Raw genomic sequence first — 21139 nt, 5'->3', positions numbered from 1 at the left:
GTCGTTGCACAACGCGCGCCTGGCGGCGGAATTGTTGGCGATGCCGCTGACCTCTTCCGGCCTCTCCTTGCGGCAGCATCTGTGCGACTGGCTGCAGCATGGCGCGCAGCCTGGACATGACGAACGCCAGCTGCGCGAGGCTCTGCAATGGCTGCACACACCATTCGGCGACGCGCTGACCGCGGCCTACGGTGACGCATCGCGGGTGCTGGTGCCTTATGTGCTTGATCAACTGCTGGTGGCGCTGTTCCCCACGCTGCAGGATGCGCAGCGCCAGCGGTTGACCGCCGATATCCGCGCGCGCGCGCAGGAGGTGCCGCTTGCCACGTGGGTGCGCGCGCTGGCATTGCCGCGGGGTGAGCGGGACGGCCCGATCTGCCTGCGTCCGCTCGACGACGCCGCGCAATGGGACGCCCTGCGCGCGGCCCTGGTCCCGCGTGCGGTGCAGGGCAACGGCGTGGCACAGAGCGCGCTGGCGATCGCCGCGCTTGGCGCTGCTGCGGTAACGTCCACCGTCCTGCCCGGGGTCGCCGTGCCAGCCTTGCTGGCCGGTAGCGCGGGCTTCCTCGGTATTGCCGGGGGCGTGGCCGTACGCGATGCGCTCGCCACGCCCGCAGGCCAAGCGCAGTCCAAGGCACTGCGCAGCCGCGCTGATGAACTGTTGCAGACCCTGCTGCCCCGGTGGAACCGTGCGCAGCGCGATGCCTTGTACGCGGTCTGGGCGGAACGGCCGAATGACCGCTCACTGCTGTCCACCGTCGCGCAGGCGGGGCATGCGCTGGACGCTGCCGACGGTTGCATCGAATCGGCCGTGGCGGCGGTGAGAGCGGCCTCGCGGCAGACCATGGACGCGCCCGTCCCGGGCGGGCCAGCGGCCATCGCCGATGCGCTGGCAGGGCTTCTCATTACCTTTTCGGCGCAGGGCGCTGGGATGCATGCAGGCAGCGCACCCGTTGGCCTCGCGCGTCCCCGCGGGGTGTTCAATGCTGACGATGCGATGCCCATGTGGCCTGCTTCGGCGGGGCTGGCCCAGCTTGCAGGACACACGGCGCGCATGGCCTACCAGGCCAGCGTGCTACAGCAGATCGACCAGCTGGGCAAGGATCCGGATGACCCACGGACCACGCGGCAACGTCGTATCGACAAGGCCCACCTGCGCCTGCATCAGGCCCGATCTGCCGCACCGGGATCGGGGCGCCGACAAGGTATCGCTGCGGCACGTGCGCGGCTGGACGACCTGCTGAATCCCGCTGAGCTGATCGCCAGCGCGCGGGCAGGCGACGTGCGCCGGGCGATGGAACTCAATCGCGCTGCGGCGCTGCATCCGGAAAGTGGCGTGAGACCGGATCATGCTGCCGCTGTGTCCAACCTGCCGTTGGCCGCACGCGCCGGCGCACTCACCGAGCCCGGCATCGCATCGCTGGCGGCCCTTGGCGAGGCGGGTTCCTCCAGCGGCATGGGGGCTGTGGCAATGCCGATGCGGGCCCCTGTCGACCCGGCCCCCGTTGCTGACGTTGCGGCCGGGCCGCAGCCTCCGACGGCTGTCTTGCTGCTGCCAGCCGCCGAGTCGGCGCCGGCGTCGCCACGCACCCGGCTCGGGCGGTGGCTGGGCCTGATGCCGGACGTGGCGGGCGCGGGCCAGGAATCTGCGATAGCGGATTACCTCGGCCTGCAGGCGGTGACGCGCGGTGGGCAGCCCAGCACGGTGCGTGCCGAGCTGACGCGGGCCTGGGGCGAGCAGCTGCAGCAACAAGCGGAGGCCGGCAGGGCCCGGAACACGTTGAGCGCGGCTGCGGCCGAGCTGGTGACGCAGCTGGTGGAGCAGGACCGCCAGGGCACGCCCGCGGCCGCACAGGCCGTGGGTCGTTTCGGCCTGCTGCTGCAGGTGGATGGCTGCAGCGGCGTGGCCGTGCCAGGCGCGGTGGTGATCACCGGCTCGGCCACCGATACCTCCCCGCGCAGCGCCAGCGGGCCGATCGTGGTGATGCTGCCGGGCATCGGCCTGCTGGAGTACGCCGCCGGCGGACTGGACACCCTGGTGCGCGACATGGACGCCCATCCCGTGCTGCGTGCGGCGTTGTACGGATTGATCCCTCTGGAGCGCCTGCAGCCGGCACCCGGTGGCAGGGGCGAGGTCACGCTCGGCTTCACCGCGCTGGACGCGGACCGTACGGGCGAGGAGGTGCTCGAGCGCGTCCTGCAGGGCGGCATCGATATCCGGCGTGCGGGCGCGCGGCGGGCGCAACCAGTGCGGCCGCTGGCGGAGCTGGTCGCCCCCTACCTGGGTGCGGCCGGCGTAGTGGAACAGGCGCTGGCACAGCTGTCCGACCACGGCCTGCTGCAGGCTCCCGTGCAGGACGCCGCGCACGCGCTCGGCCTGGCCACGGCGTGGATCGATTATCTGAACGCCCTGGTCGATGCACCGACGGTGCCCGGCCTGCAGTCACCGCAGGATTATGCCACCGGCGATCAGCTGCAGCGGCACATCGGTGAACGCCTGCGCGCACGCCTGGACGGCATCGGCATCGCCGCCACGCCAGCCGATATCCGCGTGCGCTGGCACGAGGTCCGCTTCCGCCCGGAGCCGCTGGGCTTGCCGCACAACCCGGCCGGGGCGCGTCAGCTGCCGCCGATCCAGCATGATGTCAGCCTCGCCGAGCTGGCCGCGCGCAACATCGGATTCGTCAACGTCCCGTTCGGCGCCGGAGCGCAGGCCTTCGATGCGCAGGGACAGCTGCTTCCCTCGCTGACCGCTGCGCTGATGCACGAATGGATCCGCGAACTGGATCTGGATGGATCCTACCGGCAGCACCTGCAGCAGCAGTTCGACAGCAGCCGGCGTGGCAGCCCCGGCGAACTCCGGTTGCGCGCGTTCCGCCACACGTTCCCGGCGCGGATCGCACTGGAGGAACAGCTGGCGTTCGCCCATCACACCCTGCAAGCGCCATCCGTGCTGCGGCAGATGCTGGCGCACCCGGGATCCCGCGCTGTGGACTACCAGGGCAGGGTCCAGCAGGTGCGGTTCGGACCGCTCACGCTGACCACCCATGCCGTGATCGATGACATGTACGTTTTCGACCGGACGTCCGCGCTGCCTGGCAGCCTGGCCGTACGAACCGAAGATGGCCACGTGGAGGCCTACGTGGCCGGCCTGCGTCCGACCCCGTTCCTTTCCGCTGACAACGACGCCGAGTTCAACGCGCTGTTGGACGGCGCCGCGATGCGCGACTGGCTGGAAGCCCATCTGCCGGACGCCCGCCACCGCCACGACATGGAGCACCCTGGCGCCTGGTCGGAACTGTCGGTAGCCCCGGACCAGGGCGATGCCCTCGACGCCTGCTACCGTCGTTGGGTCGAGCAGCTGCAGCGCCAAGCCGACGATCTGGTGGTCTCAGACCGGGAGCAACTCGGCAAGGACATCCTCGATGTGCTGAGCGGGGTGTACGAGTTCGCCGAGAACCTGCTGCCGTTGCGCCTTGAGGTGTTGTCGATGGCGGCCCGGACCTTGGCGCCCCTGCTTTCCCGCAGCGGCGTCTCCGGGCCGGCCGGCCGGCTGGCCGCGGAAACCGCGCTGCTGCGGGTGTTCAGCCACGCCGGCACGGGCACGGCGCTGGCGGTTGCGCCGAGACGGCCGCTGCTGGCTGCCGGCGTACCGCGATCGTTGCGCCAGCAGGCCGGTGGGACCGGCGCGGCCTACATCCAGACCCGGCAGGGCGATTACCGCATCCCCGAGGGCAGTGACATCCGTGCGTCGGGCCTGGCGGTGCTGCTGGATCCCGCCAGCGGGCTGCCGGCGGGGGGCGTGGCGCGCTACGACCGAACGACCCTGCAGTGGCGGATCGAACCGGCACAGCCCAGCCGCAGCGCGGACTACGCGCACCTGGCAGAGCACCTCGACGACCTCAGACGTCGCCATCTCAGCACCCAGGGCAATGGCGTGTATGACCTGGAGGGTGCGCAGTTCGTCCGCATCGACGGGCACTGGTTCCGCAGCGAAGTGCGCTCCGAACTCGGCGGCGGCCGATACCTGGTGGCGCCCGGTGGCCGCGTCCGCAGTGATCTGCTGCTGGCCCGCGCGGACGACGCGTGGCAAGTGACGCAGCGGCCGCGCGGAGGATTGCGCGGCGGCGCACCCGTACCCGCAGACACGTCCGATCTGGCCGTGCTGAAACGTGCGGTGCCGGCCACGCGGCTGCTCGATGACACGGCCCTCCAGCGCGCGCTGAGCGTGCATGGCCCGGTTGGCGGGCAGGTCCGTGCCACGCTGCGCCGTGACCTGCGTGACAGCGCGCAGCAGACCATGCTGGGGCGCATCGGGGCAGGCAAGGCCGCGTTTGACGGACCCGACTTCGGCGCAGCGGGGCGCATGGCCATGCTGTGCGCACTCACCAGCGACCCGCTGCTGGGACAGGGTCGGCGCATCGAGCTGTATACCGGCTCGGCGGTCACCGGCCAGCGACGCATCGTCATCGGCCGGGGTAAAGAGCCGTTGTTCCGGCTGCAGTACGAGTCGGAACTGCCGACGCTGGAGCAGGTGATCGTGCTGCTCAATCCGGACGTCGTAGCGGCGGCGTTGAAGCTGCCTGCAGGTACCACGGCAGCGGCCCTGGTGGGCCCAGTCACCGCTCATCTGCAGCAGACGGTGAAGAGCCGTCGCGCCGACGTACAGGTGTCGCTGCGCACGTTGGCCGACGATATCGACGTGGCGAAGCCGGAGGTTGCTGCCCTGCAACTGCAGTTCGGCGTTGATCGCGCGCTGGCCGAGGACGTCCTGCAGCGGCAGCCGGACCTCACCGACGCCATCCTGCGCTACGAACGGCCGCAGCGGCTGGTTGATGCCATCGCCGACGCATCGGCACGGCTGGGCGAGCGCACGCTGCGGCAGGCGCTGCTGGAGGGGCGGGTGCTGTCGATCGATGCGCTGACGCTGTTGCAGGAGGTGCTTGCCGCGCTGTTGCCCAAGTGGAAACTGGTGAGCGACCTGCATGCCGATGGCAGTCCGCAGTTGCACATGGCGCTGGCCGATGGGGCGCGAATGCATACGCTCGTGCTGCATGCCGATGGCGTGCAGGTCAGCGGTCACGCGCAGCCCTACGCTAAATGGCAGCAGGCGGTGAGTGCGGTGCTCGGCACTGAATCGGCGATGGCTCTGCGCAACGCCAAGGGACTGGGAAGCGCGGTAGCCGAGCGGCTGCGCTCGCTTGGAACGGACGCGCCGACGGCACGCATCGAATCGTACCGCCGCGCCCTGCTCGAGGCCGCAGGCCAGCCCGCCTGCCCGACCGCGGCGGGCAGCTGCCCGGCCAGCGCGCGCCGCCCGGACCAGCACGACCTGGAGCGGCAGTCGATGCTGCGTGACACAGCCGTGAACCTGCGACTGGACGCCGCAACCGCCCTGGACCAAGCGCTCGCACAGGCACGTACCGCAGCGGGTGACTGGTTGGCAAAGGACACCTCACGCACGGTAGCCACCTACTGGCGGGGAAATCATCCGCCCGGCCGCCATGCCGGTGACGATGAGCGCCTGCGGAATTTCATCAAGGCACATTGGAAGTCTGCCGCCGCCGCACCGCAGGAACTCTCCGACTTCGTGAAGGCATTCGCTGCCCGTGAGGCGTTGCCCACGGCCAACATCCTGGTGGCCGAGGTCACGCTGCAGATCGACGGACGACCCCTTGCCTGGGACAAGCAGGCATTCGTCTCCAACGCTCAGTTGGGGGGCATGCACGGGTTTTCGAACGTGGAGGGAGTGAAGGTGCAGAAGGTGATGGTGCCCGCGCGCCGGCGACCGGGCCACGAAGGCATCGACACGCCGGGAGAGGCCGATTTCGAAGCTCCGCAGGAGTTGCTGCACCGGGTCATGACCAACGACCATCCCTTCGGGCGCTATGTAGTGGAACCGCGCGTCCAGCTGCCGGACAGCGCGCCCCGGGGCGCGCCGGACACCGAACTGCACTGGATCCGCAGCGAGGCTGAACTGCGACGCCTGCTGCGCACCCACGTCAACGTAGGCGGCAAGCCGTTGCAGGTAGGTGATCCGGTCTATCTGTCATCGGTGCGGCGCTGCACCGAATCGCAGTTCCTCAACGAGGTCGCCGATGCGGTGGAGGCGGAGCTGCCCGGCGTGTGGCAGAACCCGCAGATGCTGGATCGCGTGACCGGCACGGTTGCCCTGTTTTCGGACCGGGTGCCCTGCCTGAACAACTGCCAGTTGCTGATGCATGCGGCAGCGGAGACATTGCCGGGTGTGGACATCAAGATGGGCTATGGCGATCCGCCGGGCCATGGCGGGGTGATCCGGCCGCACCGGAACCCGCCGCGCCTGTTTCCGCTGCCATGAGCCCGGACCTGCGCGATGACAGGCATCGCTCATCGGCGTCGGCGGTACGCTCCGGCGCCGGCCTACGGCCTTACGCTTCTCCCCTCCTGCATCCGGCCCATCCCATGTCCTCCATCGATTCCATACCTCCCCTTTCACCGCCGCACCGCGTTCCTGCCCGGCTCCCGATGCACACCGGGCCGCTGGCGGCTCATCGCGCCGCCATCGAAAGCTGCATCGCGCAATGGGAAAACGACCAGCTGCTCGACGCTGGCGGGATCGCGCAATTGCGTAGCCTGCTGGCTTCGACGAGTGCGCCGCCGGCAGCACGCTTCGATGCAGCGCAGATCGACCCGAGCGGCGAGTGGGGCGACAATTGGCTGCAGCTGACCGCCGCCGTTGACGGCGAGGTGCTCTACCTGGGTCCCGATCCGCAGGCGCCGCCGCTGCTCCCGTGTGCCCCCGATGCCCAGACCCTGGCCCCGGACATGGTGGTGTTGAAGGTGGACCGTGCCGAGGACGACGGTGTCTTCGATGTACGCCGACTGCGCGCGCTGGTCTGGTGGCGGGAGGTGGCGTGGACGCTGCAGCTGACCGACCACGGCGATGGCAAGTGCATCGTGCAGCTGTCCGGGCTGCCCGACTGACAGCCAGCAGCCCAACCTCCGGCGGTTGTCGCGTGGGGCACGCAGAGGCTAAGGTCACTGACTCACCTGATCCGCCGGATGCCCCGCATGTCCCTCCGCAGAACCCTTCCCGTTTCCCTGGCCCTGGGCCTGACCATGGCGGCAGGCGCACAGGCCGATGAAGGCATGTGGATGCCGTCCCAGTTGCCCGAGCTGGCCAGGCCGCTGAAGGCGGCGGGCTTCAAAGGGGATCCGGGCGCGCTGGCGACCGTCACCGCGCCCCCGCTCAGTGCGGTGGTGCGCGCGGGCGGCGGCACCGGTTCATTTGTTTCGCCCGACGGCCTGCTGTTGACCAACCATCACGTGGCGATGGGGGTCATCCAGTACAACAGCAGCGCCGAGCACAACCTGATCGACGATGGCTTCATTGCCCGTGACCGGGCCGATGAGCGCCCGTCGAATCCGGATTTCCGCGTGCTGGTCACGGTGGGCTTCGACAACGTGACCGACCAGGTGCTGGCGCAGGCCAGGGGCAAGACCGGCCGCGCGTACTTCGATGCGGTGGATGCGGCCAGCAAGCAGATCGTGGCGGACTGCGAACGCGAAGGCAACGTGCGCTGCAGCGTGGCCGATATGTACTACGGCACCGATTTCTACCGGATTTCGCAGCTGGAACTGACCGACGTGCGCCTGGTGTACGCACCGCCGCGGGCGATCGGCAATTACGGCGACGAGATCGACAACTTCATGTGGCCGCGGCATACCGGTGACTTCACCCTGCTGCGTGCTTACGTGGGCAAGGACGGCAAGCCGGCTGCCTACAGCGCCGACAACGTGCCGTACCAGCCGCCGGCACACCTGCAGATGTCGCTGCAGGGACCGAAGGAGGGCGATTTCGCGATGCTCGCCGGCTACCCCGGCATCACTTACCGCCACCGCACCGCGGCCGAGTTCGCCAGCCAGATCGACGCCGTGCTGCCGCGCCGCGTCGCGCTGTTCCAGCAGATGATCGACACCATCGAAGCGGCGACCAGGGACGACACGCAGGCACGCACGCGCTACGCCTCGCAGTTGCAGTCGCTGAAGAACAACCGCAAGCGCGCCGCCGGTGAACTGGAGGGCCTGCTGCGCAGCGATGCGAAAACCCGGCGCGCGGCCGACGAGCAGGCGATGCTGGCCGATGCCGATCCGCGCTATCGCGGCGATATCCAGGCCCTGCTGGGCACCCTGTCGCAGGGCGCGGCGGTGGGCGAGCGTGACCTGCTGCTGGACCAGGTTGCCAACCAGACCCAGCTGCTGCGTTCGGCGCTGCTGCTGGAACGGCTGCGCATCGAATCGGCCAAGCCGGACGCGCAGCGCGAAACCGGCTTCCAGCAGCGCGACCAGGCGCTGATCGAAGGGGTGCTGAAGCAGGCGCAGCGTCGCTACGACCCGGCGGTCGAGAAGGCCTTGTTGAGCGCGCTGCTGGCGCGCTACCAGCAGCTGCCCGACGCCCAGCGCCTGCCCGAATTCGATACTGCCTTCGGCCGCACTCCGCAGGCGCTGGCGACGGCACTGGATGGGCTGTACGCGCGCACCACGCTTGGCGAGGAAGCGCAGCGGCTGTCGCGGTTTGCGGCGGCACGCGAAGGCAAGGCGCTGGCGCCGGACCCGTTGCTGGCCCTGGCCGGCCCTTTGGTAGCCGCGCAACTGCGCATCGAAGACGAGAAGAAGACCCGCGACGGTGAGGGCCTGCGCCTGCGACCGGCCTACATGCAGGCCCTGTTCGCCTGGCGCGCAAAGCAGGGACGTGCGGTGTACCCGGATGCCAACCGCAGCCTGCGTATCAGCTATGGCAAGGTGGAAGCGCTGAGCCCGCGCGATGGCGTGCATTTCGATCCGGTGACCACCGTGGCCGGTATCGTCGAAAAGAACACCAATGCCTACCCGTTCGATGCGCCACGCCCGCTGCTGCAGGCGATCGCCAAGGCTGACTTCGGCAGCACCGCCGATCCGGCGCTGAAGACCCAGACGGTCAACTTCCTGACCAACCTGGACACCACCGGCGGCAACTCCGGCTCCCCTGTGCTGAATGCCAAGGGCGAGCTGATCGGCCTCAACTTCGACAGCAACTGGGAGTCGGTCAGCGCCAGCTGGTGGTTCGATCCGCGCTTCAAGCGTGCCGTCCACGTGGACATGCGCTACCTGCGCTGGCTGCTGGCCAAGGTCTATCCGGCGCCCGCACTGCTGCAGGAAATGGGCGTGCCGGCCGAATAAGCCGCCGGTAGGGGTGCGGGCGACAGAACCCTCTACACTGTTGCCATCTGCTGATCACGGAAACTGGCCTGAGTGTCGAGCTGGATCCTGCTGCTGGTGTCCGTTGCCTATGCTGCGCTGCTGTTCGGCGTGGCGTGGTGGGGTGACCGACGGCCGCTGTACCCGGACCGGCCCTGGCTGCGACCGGTGGTCTACAGCCTGGCGCTGGCGGTGTACTGCTCGTCGTGGACCTTCTACGGCGCGGTCGGCACCGCCGTGCGCAGCGGCATCGGCTACCTGTCGATCTACGTCGGCCCGCTGCTGATGATGCTGTTCGGCTGGCGCATCATCGAGCGCCTGGCGCTGGTGGCGCGCAGCCAGAACGTGGTCTCCATCGCCGATTTCATCTCCTCGCGCTTCGGCCGCTCACGGCGGCTGGCCGCGCTGGTGGCGATCATCGCGCTGATCGGCGTGGTGCCCTACCTGGCGCTGCAGTACAAAGCCGTGGCCATGAGCCTGCAGGTACTGACCGGCGACAGCGGACCGACCGGCTACTTCAGCGATCCGGCGCTGTACGTGGCGCTGCTGATGGCGCTGTTCGCCACCCTGTTCGGTACCCGCCAGGTGGACGCCACCGAACACCACCACGGCATGATGCTGGCCATCGCGCTGGAGTCGGTGATCAAGCTGCTGGCGATGGTGGCGGTGGGCGTGTTCGCCTACCTGTGGCTGAGCGAGCGCACCGATGCGGTGGTGCAGTCGGCGCATACGCTGTTCACCTCGCTGCCGCCGGTGGGATTCATCTCGCAGACGCTGCTCAGCTTCCTGGCCATCGTGTGCCTGCCACGGCAGTTCCACGTGGCGGTGGTGGAATGCGGTGATGTGCGTGACGTGCGCCGCGCTCGCTGGATGTTCGGCGGCTACCTGGTGGTGATCTCGGCCATGGTGATCCCGATCGCCACCGCCGGCGTCACCCTGTTCGGCACCGGCGGCACGGTGGCCGACGATGCCATGGTGCTGGCGCTGCCGCTGCATGAAGGCCGCAATGCGCTGGCGCTGATCGCCTACGTAGGCGGCTTCTCGGCCGCCACCGGCATGGTGATCGTGTCGTCCATCGCGCTGGCCACCATGATCAGCAACGACCTGGTGATGCCGGTGCTGCTGCGCCGCAGTGGCGGCACCGGTGAAGCCGCGGACGTGGCATCGAGGGTGTTGTGGATCCGCCGCCTGGCGATCCTGTTCCTGGCGTTGATCGCCTATACGTACTACCGCAGCAGTGGCAACGACAACTCGCTGGCGTCCTACGGGCTGATGGCCTTCGCCGCGGTCGCGCAGTTCGCGCCCGGGCTGATCGGCGGGCTGTACTGGCGCGGCGCCAGCCGCCGCGGCGTGGAAACCGGCATCGTGCTCGGCTTCGCCACCTGGATCTACACCCTGCTGCTGCCTGCGCTCACCCAGTCCGGGCTGCTCGATGCGGGCTGGTTGAACGAGGGGCCGTTCGGGGTGGCGTGGCTGCGCCCGCAGCAGCTGTTCGGCATGAGCGGCTGGGACCCGTTGACCCACGGTACGTTCTGGTCGCTGCTGGTCAATGCGGCGACGATGATGCTGGTGTCGGCGCGCTGGCGGCCCAGCGTGGACGAGCGCCTGCGCGCGGCACCCTTCCTGGACCCGTATGCGCAGCGGCCCTCGGTGGCCAGCGGCTGGCCCGGCCACGTGCACGTCGGTGACCTGCTGGCGCTGGCATCGCGGGTGGTGGGCGAGCGCCATGCACGGCGTTCGTTCTTCGAACAGGCACAGTCGCTGGGGCGCGAACTGCAGACCCAGGTGCCGGCCGACCGGCCGTGGGTGCAGTTCACCGAACGCCTGCTGGCCGCCTCCATCGGCGCGGCATCGGCGCGCCTGCTGCTGACCAGCCTGCTGCGCGGTTCCGGCATGGACCTGGGCGAAGTGGTGGCGGTGCTCGACGAAGCGGGCCAGGAGCTGCGTTTCAACCGCGAGATCCTGTCCACCACGCTGGAGAACATCAGCGCCGGGGTCAGCGTGGTCGACCCGGACATGCGCCTGACTGCGTGGAACCGTCGCTACCAGGACATGTTCGGCTATCCCGACGGCATGCTGTACGTGGGCCGCCCGGTGGCCGACCTGATCCGCTACAACGCCGAGCGCGGTGAACTCGGCGAAGGGGACATCGAACGCCAGATCAGCCGGCGCATCCGGTACATGCGCGCCGGTTCGCCGCATGTGTTCGAACGCACGCGCAGCGATGGCAAGGTGATCGAGATGCGCGGCCAGGCGCTGCCGGGCGGTGGCTATGTCACCAGCTACAACGACATCACCGACTACAAGCACGCGGAAAAAGCCCTGCTGGAAGCCAACGAAACGCTGGAACAGCGCGTGGCCGAACGCTCCAACGCCGCCGAGGCCGCGCAGCAGTCCAAGACGCGCTTCCTGGCGGCGATCAGCCATGACGTGCTGCAGCCGCTCAACGCGGCCCGCTTGTTCGCTTCGGCGCTGCGCGAAAGCCACCACAACAATGAAGAGCAGCGCCACCTGGCAGAGCGCGTTGACGCCTCGCTGCGTGCCGCCGAGGAGCTGCTGGATGGCCTGCTGGATGTCTCCCGCCTGGATGCCGGCGGACTGCACCCGGTGATCGGCGAGTTCGATGCCAGCGCCCTGATGCGCGAGCTGGCGGCGCAGTACTCGCCGGTCGCCGCGGGCCGGGGCCTGCGCCTGGACCTGTTCGCACGCCCGGCCTGGGTACGCAGTGACCGCCGCCTGCTGCGCCGGGTGATGCAGAACTTCCTGGCCAACGCGCTGCGTTACACCCGCCAGGGCCGCATCGTGCTGGCCGTGCGCCTGCGTGGCAACGAAGTGGAGCTGCAGGTCTGGGATACCGGACCGGGCATTCCCGAACACCACATGCAGCAGATCTTCGATGAGTTCCACCGCTACCAGCAGCCGTTCGACTGGGGCGAACAGGGACTGGGGCTGGGGCTGTCGATCTGCCAGCGCATCTCGCGCCTGCTGGACCATCGCCTGAATGCCCGCAGCCGGGTCGGCAGCGGGTCGATGTTCTCCATCGCGCTGCCCCGCGTGGCGGCCACGCCGGGTGCCAGCGAGCAGGAGCTGATGGCGGCGACCCCGGCTGCGGTACGCGCCGACTCGCTGGCCGGCATGCGCGTGCTGTGCGTGGACAACGACGAAGAGATCCTGGATGGCATGCGCGCGCTGCTGGGGCGCTGGCAGGTGCAGGTGATCACCGCCAGCACGGTCGACCAGGCGCTGCAGAAAATGGCCGAGCACCCGGACGTGATGCTGGTGGATTACCACCTGCACGACCGGCTGGACGGACTGGATACGCTGGTCGCCCTGCGCGAGGCGGCCGGCAGCGACCTGCCTGGCGCGCTGCTGACCGCCGATGGTCGCGACGAACTGAAACGCATGGCCCGCGACCGCGGTTATCGCCTGCTGACCAAGCCGATCAAGCCGGCTTCGCTGCGCGCGTTCCTGGCAGCGTATTCGACGCTGCGCGGATGAGCGCGCAGCGCGATCATCACGTCTTTCGTATTCTGCCCATGTAGTTGCCTTGGCAGGCAGGTTATCAAAGGGCTCCTTCATCACCGGGAGCCCTTTCCATGCAGTCGATTCCCTCTGGCGCGCCCTCTGTCACGGTGGCCGCCTCCTGCAACGGCTTTGGCGACAGCCGCGCCGGCCCGTGGGCCCGGCTGCAGGCGCTGCGCAACCTGCCGATGGAGGCGCCGGCGGCGCGTCCCGTCGCGATGGTGCTCGGCGCAATACTGGGCGGGTCAACGGCCCTGGTCATGGGCGCCCTTGCCCCCCTGCCTGCTGCCGTGCTCGGTGCGCTGCTTGGAGAAACCTCGTTGCTGCTCTCACGCGCGGACCAATGGGAGCAACAGCAGTATCCCCGGTGGGTTCGCCTGCTGCAGGCCTATCCGGGCTTGCGGCAGGTGGCACGTCAGTCGAAACTGGACCTTACCGACCGGGACCGTGTCCGTCGTATTTACGAGGGACTGCAGCAGCAGATGCAGTACATGGTGGAAACCCACCGCAAGCACTGCATTGCCCACGGGCTGCCGCACAGCGATGTCGTGGACAATGTCCTCAAGGCGTTCTACCTCAGCTTCTGCGCGGACGCGCCACCGTGCATCATCACGTGCCCGCAGAAGGGGTGGCGCTACTTCGTCGCGGTTGATCGCGCGGCGCTTCCTGCGATCAAGCACGACATCAACGTGCGTGGGCTTCGTCCTGACCAGGCACTACGCCGCAGACGATGCGCCTTCATGAGGGTGGACGTCCTGGGACAGCAGCTGCGCGGCGCAGCGGGGTTCCGCATTGACCGCCGCCAGCAGGAGTGGCAGGTCAGTCCGACCCTCGTCCCGGATGCGGAGCCGCTGCTGGATTGCTACAGGCCCACCACCACGGCAGTGGTGCAGGTGCAGCAGCACAGGGTGACGGTGCGCCGGCGGGCCACGCCAGACGCACCGGCGGCACGGCCAGGGCCTGTTGATTCCCCGTGTACGCGCGCGGTCGAGGTCCGGTGGGGAGGGCGCTTGCGGGACCAGCTCATGCATCTTCCGCCGGACAGCGTGACCCGGCGGGCCCTGGCCGATCTGCAGCAGGACCTTCGCGAGGGGCGGGAGCCGGGGCATTGGATCAAGCTGAGCGGGGAGGCCTGGCTGGCGAGCGATGCGCGCATCGAAGGCCTGAAGGGGCGCAACCTATGGCGCGTCCTGTACCGTAGAACGGGTGATGCCTACACGTTGGAGGGAATCGGCAACTACCACGGTCTGTCCAACGTAGAGTGGTGGAACGGTTGATCGGTCGGCGTCACCCCATCACGCCGCGCCGCTGAGGTGCTCGTAGAGGATGGTGGCGCCGATGGCCATCAGGATGACGCCACCGATGATTTCCGCGCGCTTGCCGACCATGTTGCCGAGTACCCGGCCCAGCATGATGCCGGCGGTGACCATGGTCAGCGTGCACAGGCCGATGACCAGGGCCATCACGCCGATGTGCACGTCCATGAAGGCCAGGCCGATGCCGACTGCCATCGCATCGATGCTGGTGGCGAAGCCGGTGACTGCCAGGCGCCAGAAGCCATGATGGCGCGACGGATCCTCGTCGGTTTCATCGTCGTGCGGACGCAGGCCGTTGACGATCATGTGCAGGCCCAGCGCCACCAGCAGGCCGAACGCGATCCAGTGATCGAAGGCCTCCACGTAGTCCAGCGCGGCGCGGCCGAGCAGCCAGCCGATCACCGGGGTGATGGCTTCGATGGCACCAAAGATGAGACCGGCGCGCAGCGCATCGCGGAACACCGGCTTGCGCATGGCGGCGCCCTTGCCGATCGCCGCGGCGAACGCATCGGTGGACATGGCAAAGCCGATCAACAGAATCGAAACAGGGGACATCAGGATCACGGCAGGTCGGGCGAGGACGGACACGACGGCCCGCGTTCGCGCCCAACCTGTCGTTGCGCACGCGGACCGCTGGTCTCGCCAACCAAGATGGCTGCCCGCACCACGGCGCACTGGCCGAGCATGTTGATACGGGCGTTTCCTGCAGCAGGAAACCGGCTACTCCCCAAGGGGAGGCGAAGCTTAGCACCGGGGTTGCGGCCTGTGACGTCACCGCGCGATTGCGCAGGTGAAGCTGGTTTTCATAGCTGAGGCTATATCGCTACCCGCAACGGCTCACTCTTCTTCGGGCGGCAGCACGATCTGCTCGTCGTCGATGGCCAGCTTGCCGGCCATCAGCACCGCCTGGGTGCGGTTGGTCACGCCCAGCTTGCGCAGGATGGCGGTGACGTGGGCCTTGATGGTCGCCTCGGACACGTTCAGGTCGTAGGCGATCTGCTTGTTCAAGCGTCCAGCGCCAAGCATCTGCAGCACGCGGAACTGCTGCGGGGTGAGCTCGCGCAGGCGCTGGCCGACTTCGCGCTCCTCGCGCCCGGTCGGCGGCACGTTGTGCGCTTCCGGTGGCGCCCAGGTTTCGCCATCCAGGATCATTCCCAGCGCATGGCCGATGGTGTCCGAATCGGCCGATTTGGGAATGAAGCCGAACGCACCGTGGTCGAGCGCGCGGCGCATCACCGTGGGTTCTTCGCGGGCGGACACCACCACCACCGGCAGGTGCGGGTGCAGCGAACGCATGTGCACCAAAGCGTTGAAGCCCTGGGCACCGGGCATGTTGAGGTCCATCAGGACCAGGTCGGCGTCGTTGTGCTGGTCGGCCAGCGCATACAGCGCTTCCACGCTGTCGGCTTCGAACAGCTGCACGCCGGGGATGACGCGCTGCACCGCGCCCCGGAGGGCTTCGCGGAACAGCGGATGGTCGTCGGCAATCAGGAGGGTGGGCATGGGATCAGCTTACGGAAAACAGGAGGGCAGGGGGCGGGCGCCGCTCGCTTCGCCATGCGCAACAGGCGGCTCCCGACGCGCGGACCGGGCCCTCCTCCCGGTCCACGGCGTGGCGTGTTACTTGACCTTGCGTTCGTCCACCAGCGATGCCACCACCGACGGATCGGCCAGGGTCGAGGTGTCGCCCAGCTGGTCCGGCGCGTTCTCGGCGATCTTGCGCAGGATGCGGCGCATGATCTTGCCCGAACGCGTCTTCGGCAGGCCGGGGGCCCACTGCAGGTGGTCGGGCGTGGCGATCGGGCCGATCTCCTTGCGTACCCACGCCACCAGTTCCTTGTGCAGTTCCTCGCTGGGCGCCTCGTCGGCGATCAGCGTGACATAGGCATAGATGCCCTGGCCCTTCACCTCGTGCGGGAAGCCGACCACGGCGGCTTCAGCCACCTTCGGATGCGATACCAGCGCGCTTTCCACTTCGGCCGTGCCGATGCGGTGGCCCGAGACGTTGATCACATCGTCGACGCGTCCGGTGATCCAGTAGTAGCCGTCTTCGTCACGGCGGCAGCCGTCGCCGGTGAAGTAGGCACCTGGATAGGTGCGGAAATAGGTATCGATGAAGCGCTGGTCGTCGCCGTACACGGTGCGCATCTGGCCCGGCCACGAATCGCGGATGATCAGGTTGCCTTCGGTGGCACCGTCCTTGATTTCGCCATCGGCATTGACCAGCGCCGGCTGCACGCCGAAGAACGGCAGGCTGGCCGAGCCCGGCTTGAGGTCCACCGCGCCCGGCAGCGGCGAGATCAGGATGCCGCCGGTTTCGGTCTGCCACCAGGTATCGACGATCGGGCAGCGGCTGTCGCCCACTACCTCGTAGTACCAGCGCCAGGCTTCGGGATTGATCGGCTCGCCGACGCTGCCGAGCAGCCGCAGCGACGCGCGGGAGGTGCGCTTGACCGGCTCCTCGCCTTCGCGCATCAGGGCGCGGATGGCGGTCGGCGCGGTGTAGAACAGGCTGACCTTGTGCTTGTCGATCACGTTCCAGAAGCGCGAGGTATCGGGGTAGTTCGGCACGCCTTCGAACATCAGCGAGGTCGCGCCATTGGCCAGCGGGCCGTAGACGATGTAGCTGTGGCCGGTGACCCAGCCGACGTCGGCGGTACACCAGTAGATGTCGTCTTCGCGCAGGTCGAACACCGCCTCATGGGTGTACGCCGCGTACAGCAGGTAGCCCCCCGTGGTGTGCAGCACGCCCTTCGGCTTGCCGGTGGAACCGGAGGTGTAGAGGATGAACAGCGGATCTTCGGCGTTCATGCGCTCCGGTTCGCACTCGGCCGGCTGGCTGTCCACCACGTCGTGGAACCAGCGGTCGCGTGGGGCCTGCATGTCCACCGCGCCGCCGGTATGGCGCACCACCAGCACGGTTTCCACCGTGTTGGTACCGGGCAGCTTCAGCGCCGCATCGACGTTGGCCTTCAGTGGGATCTTCTTGCCGCCACGCAGGCCTTCATCGGCGGTGATGATGAGCTTGCTGGCGCAGTCGCTGACGCGATCGGCGATCGAGTTCGGGGCAAATCCGCCAAACACCACCGAATGGATGGCACCAATGCGGGCGCAGGCCAGCATGGCCACGGCGGCGTCGACGATCATCGGCAGGTAGATGGTGACCCGGTCGCCCTTCTTGACGCCCAAGTTGCGCAGCGCGTTGCCGAGACGGCAGGTGCGCTCGTACAGCTCGCGATAGGTCACGTGCTGGGCCGGCGCGTCCGGGCTGTCCGGCTCGAACAGCAGGGCCGTCTTGTCGCCGCGCTTTTCCAGCTGGCGGTCCAGGCAGTTCACGCTGGCGTTGAGCTCGCCGTCTTCGAACCACTTGATGCGGAAGTCGGCCAGGTCATAGCTGACGTTCTTGATGATGCTCGGTTGCTTGAACCACTGCAGCCGCTGCGCCGCTTCGCCCCAGAACGCATCCGGGTCGTCGATCGACGCCTGGTACTGCTGCTGGTAGGTGGTCTTGTCGATCCGCGCGTTCTTGGCGAACTGCGGGTCGACGGGATAGAGATCAGCCATGGCACCCTCACTTGCACGTGGACTTTGATGTGCGGTTGCAGCATACGGCGCAACCGTTGCCACCCAGTTTGCCCGATCCGTCCGCCCCCGCCACACCGCGGCGCTTAGACCATGGTCGCAAGCGCGAGGCGCAGCGGCCGCACCCGGTGGCGATGGCTCCCGCCTGGCCCCCCAGGTACGACTAATGGCCAATAGCCGGTGTGCGTCAACCGGTCGCACCCTCGGCTTCGACCGTGCCCCACGCGCGTCTTTCGATTTGCCACTTGGGAGAGAGGGCAACATGAATCACCGTACGTTGAAGACGCTGCGCACGCCGTTGGCTGCCTGCATGCTGGTCGCACTGGCTGCACCGGGCATGGCGTTCGCCGAAACCGCGAGGGAAAAGGCGCTGGAAGCACGCGTGGGCGAGCTGGAACGCCAGGTGCAGCTGCTGCTGTCATCGCAGCAACAGCAGCAGAGCCAGATCAGCCAGACCCAGCAGGCGGTCACCGAAGTCAGGACGGTGCAGGCCGAACAGAAGCCGGCGGTGCCGGCAGGCAAGCAGCCGATCCAGGTCACCACCATCACCCCGGGCGCTGCGCCGGGCACCACGGTCAAGATCGGCGGCTTCATCAAGGCCGACTTCCTGGCCACCCAGACCGGCGATGGCCAGCTGGCCGATGACGCGACCGGCCGCGCGCTGTACCTGCCGGGCCAGACCCCGGTGGCCGGCGCAGGCGGAACCGGTGAGCGTTCGGACGTGGACTTCAACGCCCACGCCAAGTTCTCGCGCTTCAACATCGGCGTGGACAACGTCAGCGAAAGCGGCAACAAGGCCGGCGCGTTCTTCGAGATGGATTTCTTCGGCAATTCGCTCGGCAACCAGACCGCCACCAACACCTACGGCGTGACCCTGCGGCATGCCTACATGTACTGGAACAAGTGGACCGCCGGCCAGACCTGGACCAACTTCATGGATGCCGCTTCGATTCCCGAAGCTGCCGATTTCGTGGGTCCCACCGATGGCGTGGTGTTCATCCGCCAGGCACAGATCCGCTACACCACCGGCGGCCTGAGCGTGGCGCTGGAGAACCCGGAAACCACCACGCTGACCGGCGTGCGTAATCCGGTCACCGGTGCCTGGACCAACGCCAGCGCCAACTCCGATCGTGGCGGCCTGCCGGACCTGACCGTGCGTTACGGCTGGAAGGGCGACTGGGGCACCTTCGGCGTGGCCGGCCTGGTGCGCCAGCTGAAAGTGGACAACCAGACCACCGGCGCGGACGCCGACAAGATCGCCGGCGGCCTGACCCTGGGCGGCAAGTGGGTGATGGCCGACTCCGATACGCTGCATTACCAGCTCACCGGCGGCGAGGGCATTTCGCGCTACATCGGCCTGGGCATCACCGCCGACACCGCCTATGACATCGCCCGCGACGAACTGGCGACCACCGGCGTGCTGGCCGGTTACGTGGGCTGGCGGCATGCCTTCACCCCGAAGCTGCGCACCAACCTGATCTACGCGCGCAGTGACTACGACAACGACGGAACGCTGGGCCCGCTGGTCACCAAGAGCGTGCAGAGCATCCGCGGCAACGTGTTCTATACGCCGATGCCCAAGGTCGATATCGGTGCGGAATACATGTACGGCGTGCGCGAAATCGAAGACGGTCGCAAGGGCGACATCAACCGCGTGCAGTTCACCACCAAATACAGCTTTTAATTGAGTGCCGACCCCGGTCGGCACCCACCGTCAACGATTGCTTCGGAGGGGAAGCGTCCCATGTCAACAACACCTGCACCCGCACAACTCACCAAGGGTCACAAGAAGGTCATCTTCGCGTCGAGCCTTGGCACCGTCTTCGAGTGGTACGACTTCTTCCTGTACGGCTCGCTTGCGGCGATCATCGCCAAGCAGTTCTTCAGTGGCGTCAATGAAACCACGGGCATGATCTTCGCCCTGCTGGCCTTCGCCGCCGGCTTCTTCGTGCGCCCGTTCGGCGCGGCCTTCTTCGGCAGCCTCGGCGACCGCATCGGCCGCAAGTACACCTTCCTGGTCACGATCCTGATCATGGGCATCTCGACCTTCCTGGTCGGCGTACTGCCCAACTACGCCTCGATCGGGTTCGCCGCACCGGTGATCCTGATCATCCTGCGCCTGGCCCAGGGCCTGGCGATGGGTGGCGAGTACGGTGGCGCGGCGACCTACGTCGCCGAACATGCCCCGGCCAACAAGCGCGGCCTGTACACCAGCTTCATCCAGTGCACCGCCACGCTCGGCCTGTTCATGTCGCTGCTGATCATCCTGGCCTGCCGCTACTTCCTGGGCAACGAAGCCTTCGAAGCCTGGGGCTGGCGCATCCCGTTCCTGGTGTCGATCGTGCTGCTGGGCATTTCGGTGTGGATCCGCCTGCAGCTGAGCGAATCCCCGCTGTTCCAGCAGATGAAGGCCGAAGGCAAGGGCTCCAAGACCCCGTTCCGTGACAGCCTGAAGGACGGCAACCTGAAGCTCATGCTGCTGGTCCTGCTGGGTGCAGCGGCCGGCCAGGCGGTGGTGTGGTACGGCGGCCAGTTCTACGCGCTGTTCTTCCTCAGCAGCATGCTGAAGGTCGATGCCACCACCTCCTACCTGCTGATCGCCGCGGCGCTGGCGCTGGGCGTGCCGTTCTTCATCTTCTTCGGCTGGCTGTCCGATCGCATCGGCCGCAAGTGGATCATCCTGGCCGGCTGCCTGCTGGCTGCGGTGACCTACATCCCGGTGTTCAAGGGCCTGACCCATTTCGCCAACCCGGCCATCGAAGAAGCCCGCAGCAGCTCGCCGGCCCTGGTCATCGCCGATCCGAACACCTGCTCGTTCCAGTTCGATCCGGTCGGCCTGCGCAAGTTCACCAGCTCCTGCGACGTGGCAACCGCCGCGCTGACCAAGGCCGGCGTGCCGTACGACGTACAGCCGGCACCGGCCGGTTCGCTGGCGGTGGTCAACGTCGGTACGTCCAAGGTGAGCTCGTATGAAGCGGCCGGGCTGGCCAAGGAAGACGGCAAGGCCAAGGCCGATGCCTTCGGCACCGAGCTGAAGGCCGCGCTGGTCGAGGCAGGCTATCCGGCCAAGGCGGACAACGCGCGCATCAACATCCCCGGCACGATCTTCATGCTGTGGATCCTGGTGCTGTACGTGACCATGGTGTACGGCCCGATCGCCGCCTACCTGGTCGAACTGTTCCCGACCCGCATCCGATACACCTCCATGTCCCTGCCCTACCACATCGGCAACGGCTGGTTCGGTGGCTTCCTCCCGGCGATCTCGTTCGCGCTGGTGGCCGGCACCGGCAATCTGTACTACGGCCTGTGGTACCCGATCGCCATCGCGTTGATGACGGTGGTCATCGGCGGCCTGTTCCTGCGCGACACCAGGAACGTGGACATCACCAAGTAACGGTGGCGGACACGTAGTGAACGAAGGGCCGCGGCGAAATCCGCGGCCCTTTCGCGTTCAAGTCCCGTAGTGACGGCCGCTGGCCGTCATGCACGTGCCGCTGCCT

At 67.9% G+C, this 21139-nt stretch carries 10 protein-coding genes; 7 read left to right on the top strand and 3 right to left on the bottom strand.

Annotated features, from left to right (window positions below; translation table 11 throughout):
- The first annotated feature begins 40 nt into the window (after positions 1-40).
- From RTX79_RS07345 to RTX79_RS07325, 5 genes are all read left to right on the top strand, one after another.
- Positions 41-6340, top strand: a complete 6300-nt coding sequence (locus RTX79_RS07345) for a hypothetical protein (protein WP_312682983.1) — start codon at positions 41-43, stop codon at positions 6338-6340.
- Between the two features lie 167 nt (positions 6341-6507).
- Positions 6508-6966: a hypothetical protein gene (locus tag RTX79_RS07340; RefSeq protein WP_312682982.1), complete on the top strand. Its 459-nt coding sequence runs from the start codon at positions 6508-6510 to the stop codon at positions 6964-6966.
- Between the two features lie 87 nt (positions 6967-7053).
- Complete coding sequence (locus tag RTX79_RS07335) at positions 7054-9201, top strand: S46 family peptidase (protein WP_312682981.1); 2148 nt, start codon at positions 7054-7056, stop codon at positions 9199-9201.
- A 72-nt stretch (positions 9202-9273) separates the two neighbouring features.
- Positions 9274-12717 carry a PAS domain-containing hybrid sensor histidine kinase/response regulator gene (locus RTX79_RS07330; protein ID WP_312682980.1) on the top strand — a complete coding sequence of 1148 codons (3444 nt, stop codon included), beginning with the start codon at positions 9274-9276 and terminating at the stop codon, positions 12715-12717.
- A gap of 98 nt (positions 12718-12815) precedes the next feature.
- Positions 12816-14018, top strand: a complete 1203-nt coding sequence (locus RTX79_RS07325) for a hypothetical protein (protein ID WP_312682979.1) — start codon at positions 12816-12818, stop codon at positions 14016-14018.
- An 18-nt stretch (positions 14019-14036) separates the two neighbouring features.
- On the opposite strand, the gene mntP is transcribed toward RTX79_RS07325, so the two are convergent.
- From mntP to acs, 3 genes are all read right to left on the bottom strand, one after another.
- Complete coding sequence (gene mntP / locus RTX79_RS07320) at positions 14037-14612, bottom strand: manganese efflux pump MntP (protein ID WP_312682978.1); 576 nt, start codon at positions 14610-14612, stop codon at positions 14037-14039.
- 282 nt (positions 14613-14894) lie between these two features.
- Positions 14895-15560, bottom strand: a complete 666-nt coding sequence (locus RTX79_RS07315) for a response regulator transcription factor (RefSeq protein ID WP_312682977.1) — start codon at positions 15558-15560, stop codon at positions 14895-14897.
- Between the two features lie 117 nt (positions 15561-15677).
- Positions 15678-17621, bottom strand: a complete 1944-nt coding sequence (gene acs / locus RTX79_RS07310; protein ID WP_312682976.1) for an acetate--CoA ligase — start codon at positions 17619-17621, stop codon at positions 15678-15680.
- A 280-nt stretch (positions 17622-17901) separates the two neighbouring features.
- Between acs and RTX79_RS07305 the strand changes: the two genes are divergently transcribed.
- Both RTX79_RS07305 and RTX79_RS07300 read left to right on the top strand, forming a co-directional pair.
- A complete protein-coding gene (locus RTX79_RS07305; protein ID WP_057507084.1) occupies positions 17902-19323 on the top strand; it encodes a DcaP family trimeric outer membrane transporter in 1422 nt (473 codons plus the stop codon).
- 60 nt (positions 19324-19383) lie between these two features.
- Positions 19384-21033, top strand: coding sequence for an MFS transporter (locus RTX79_RS07300; RefSeq protein WP_312682975.1), 1650 nt, complete (start codon positions 19384-19386; stop codon positions 21031-21033).
- The last annotated feature ends 106 nt before the right edge of the window (positions 21034-21139 follow it).

Origin of the sequence: Stenotrophomonas chelatiphaga, from assembly GCF_032054965.1 — a bacterium.
GTDB lineage: Bacteria > Pseudomonadota > Gammaproteobacteria > Xanthomonadales > Xanthomonadaceae > Stenotrophomonas > Stenotrophomonas chelatiphaga.
Note: the sequence above shows the minus strand (reverse complement) of the source record. Positions and strands in the feature narration are given on the sequence as shown.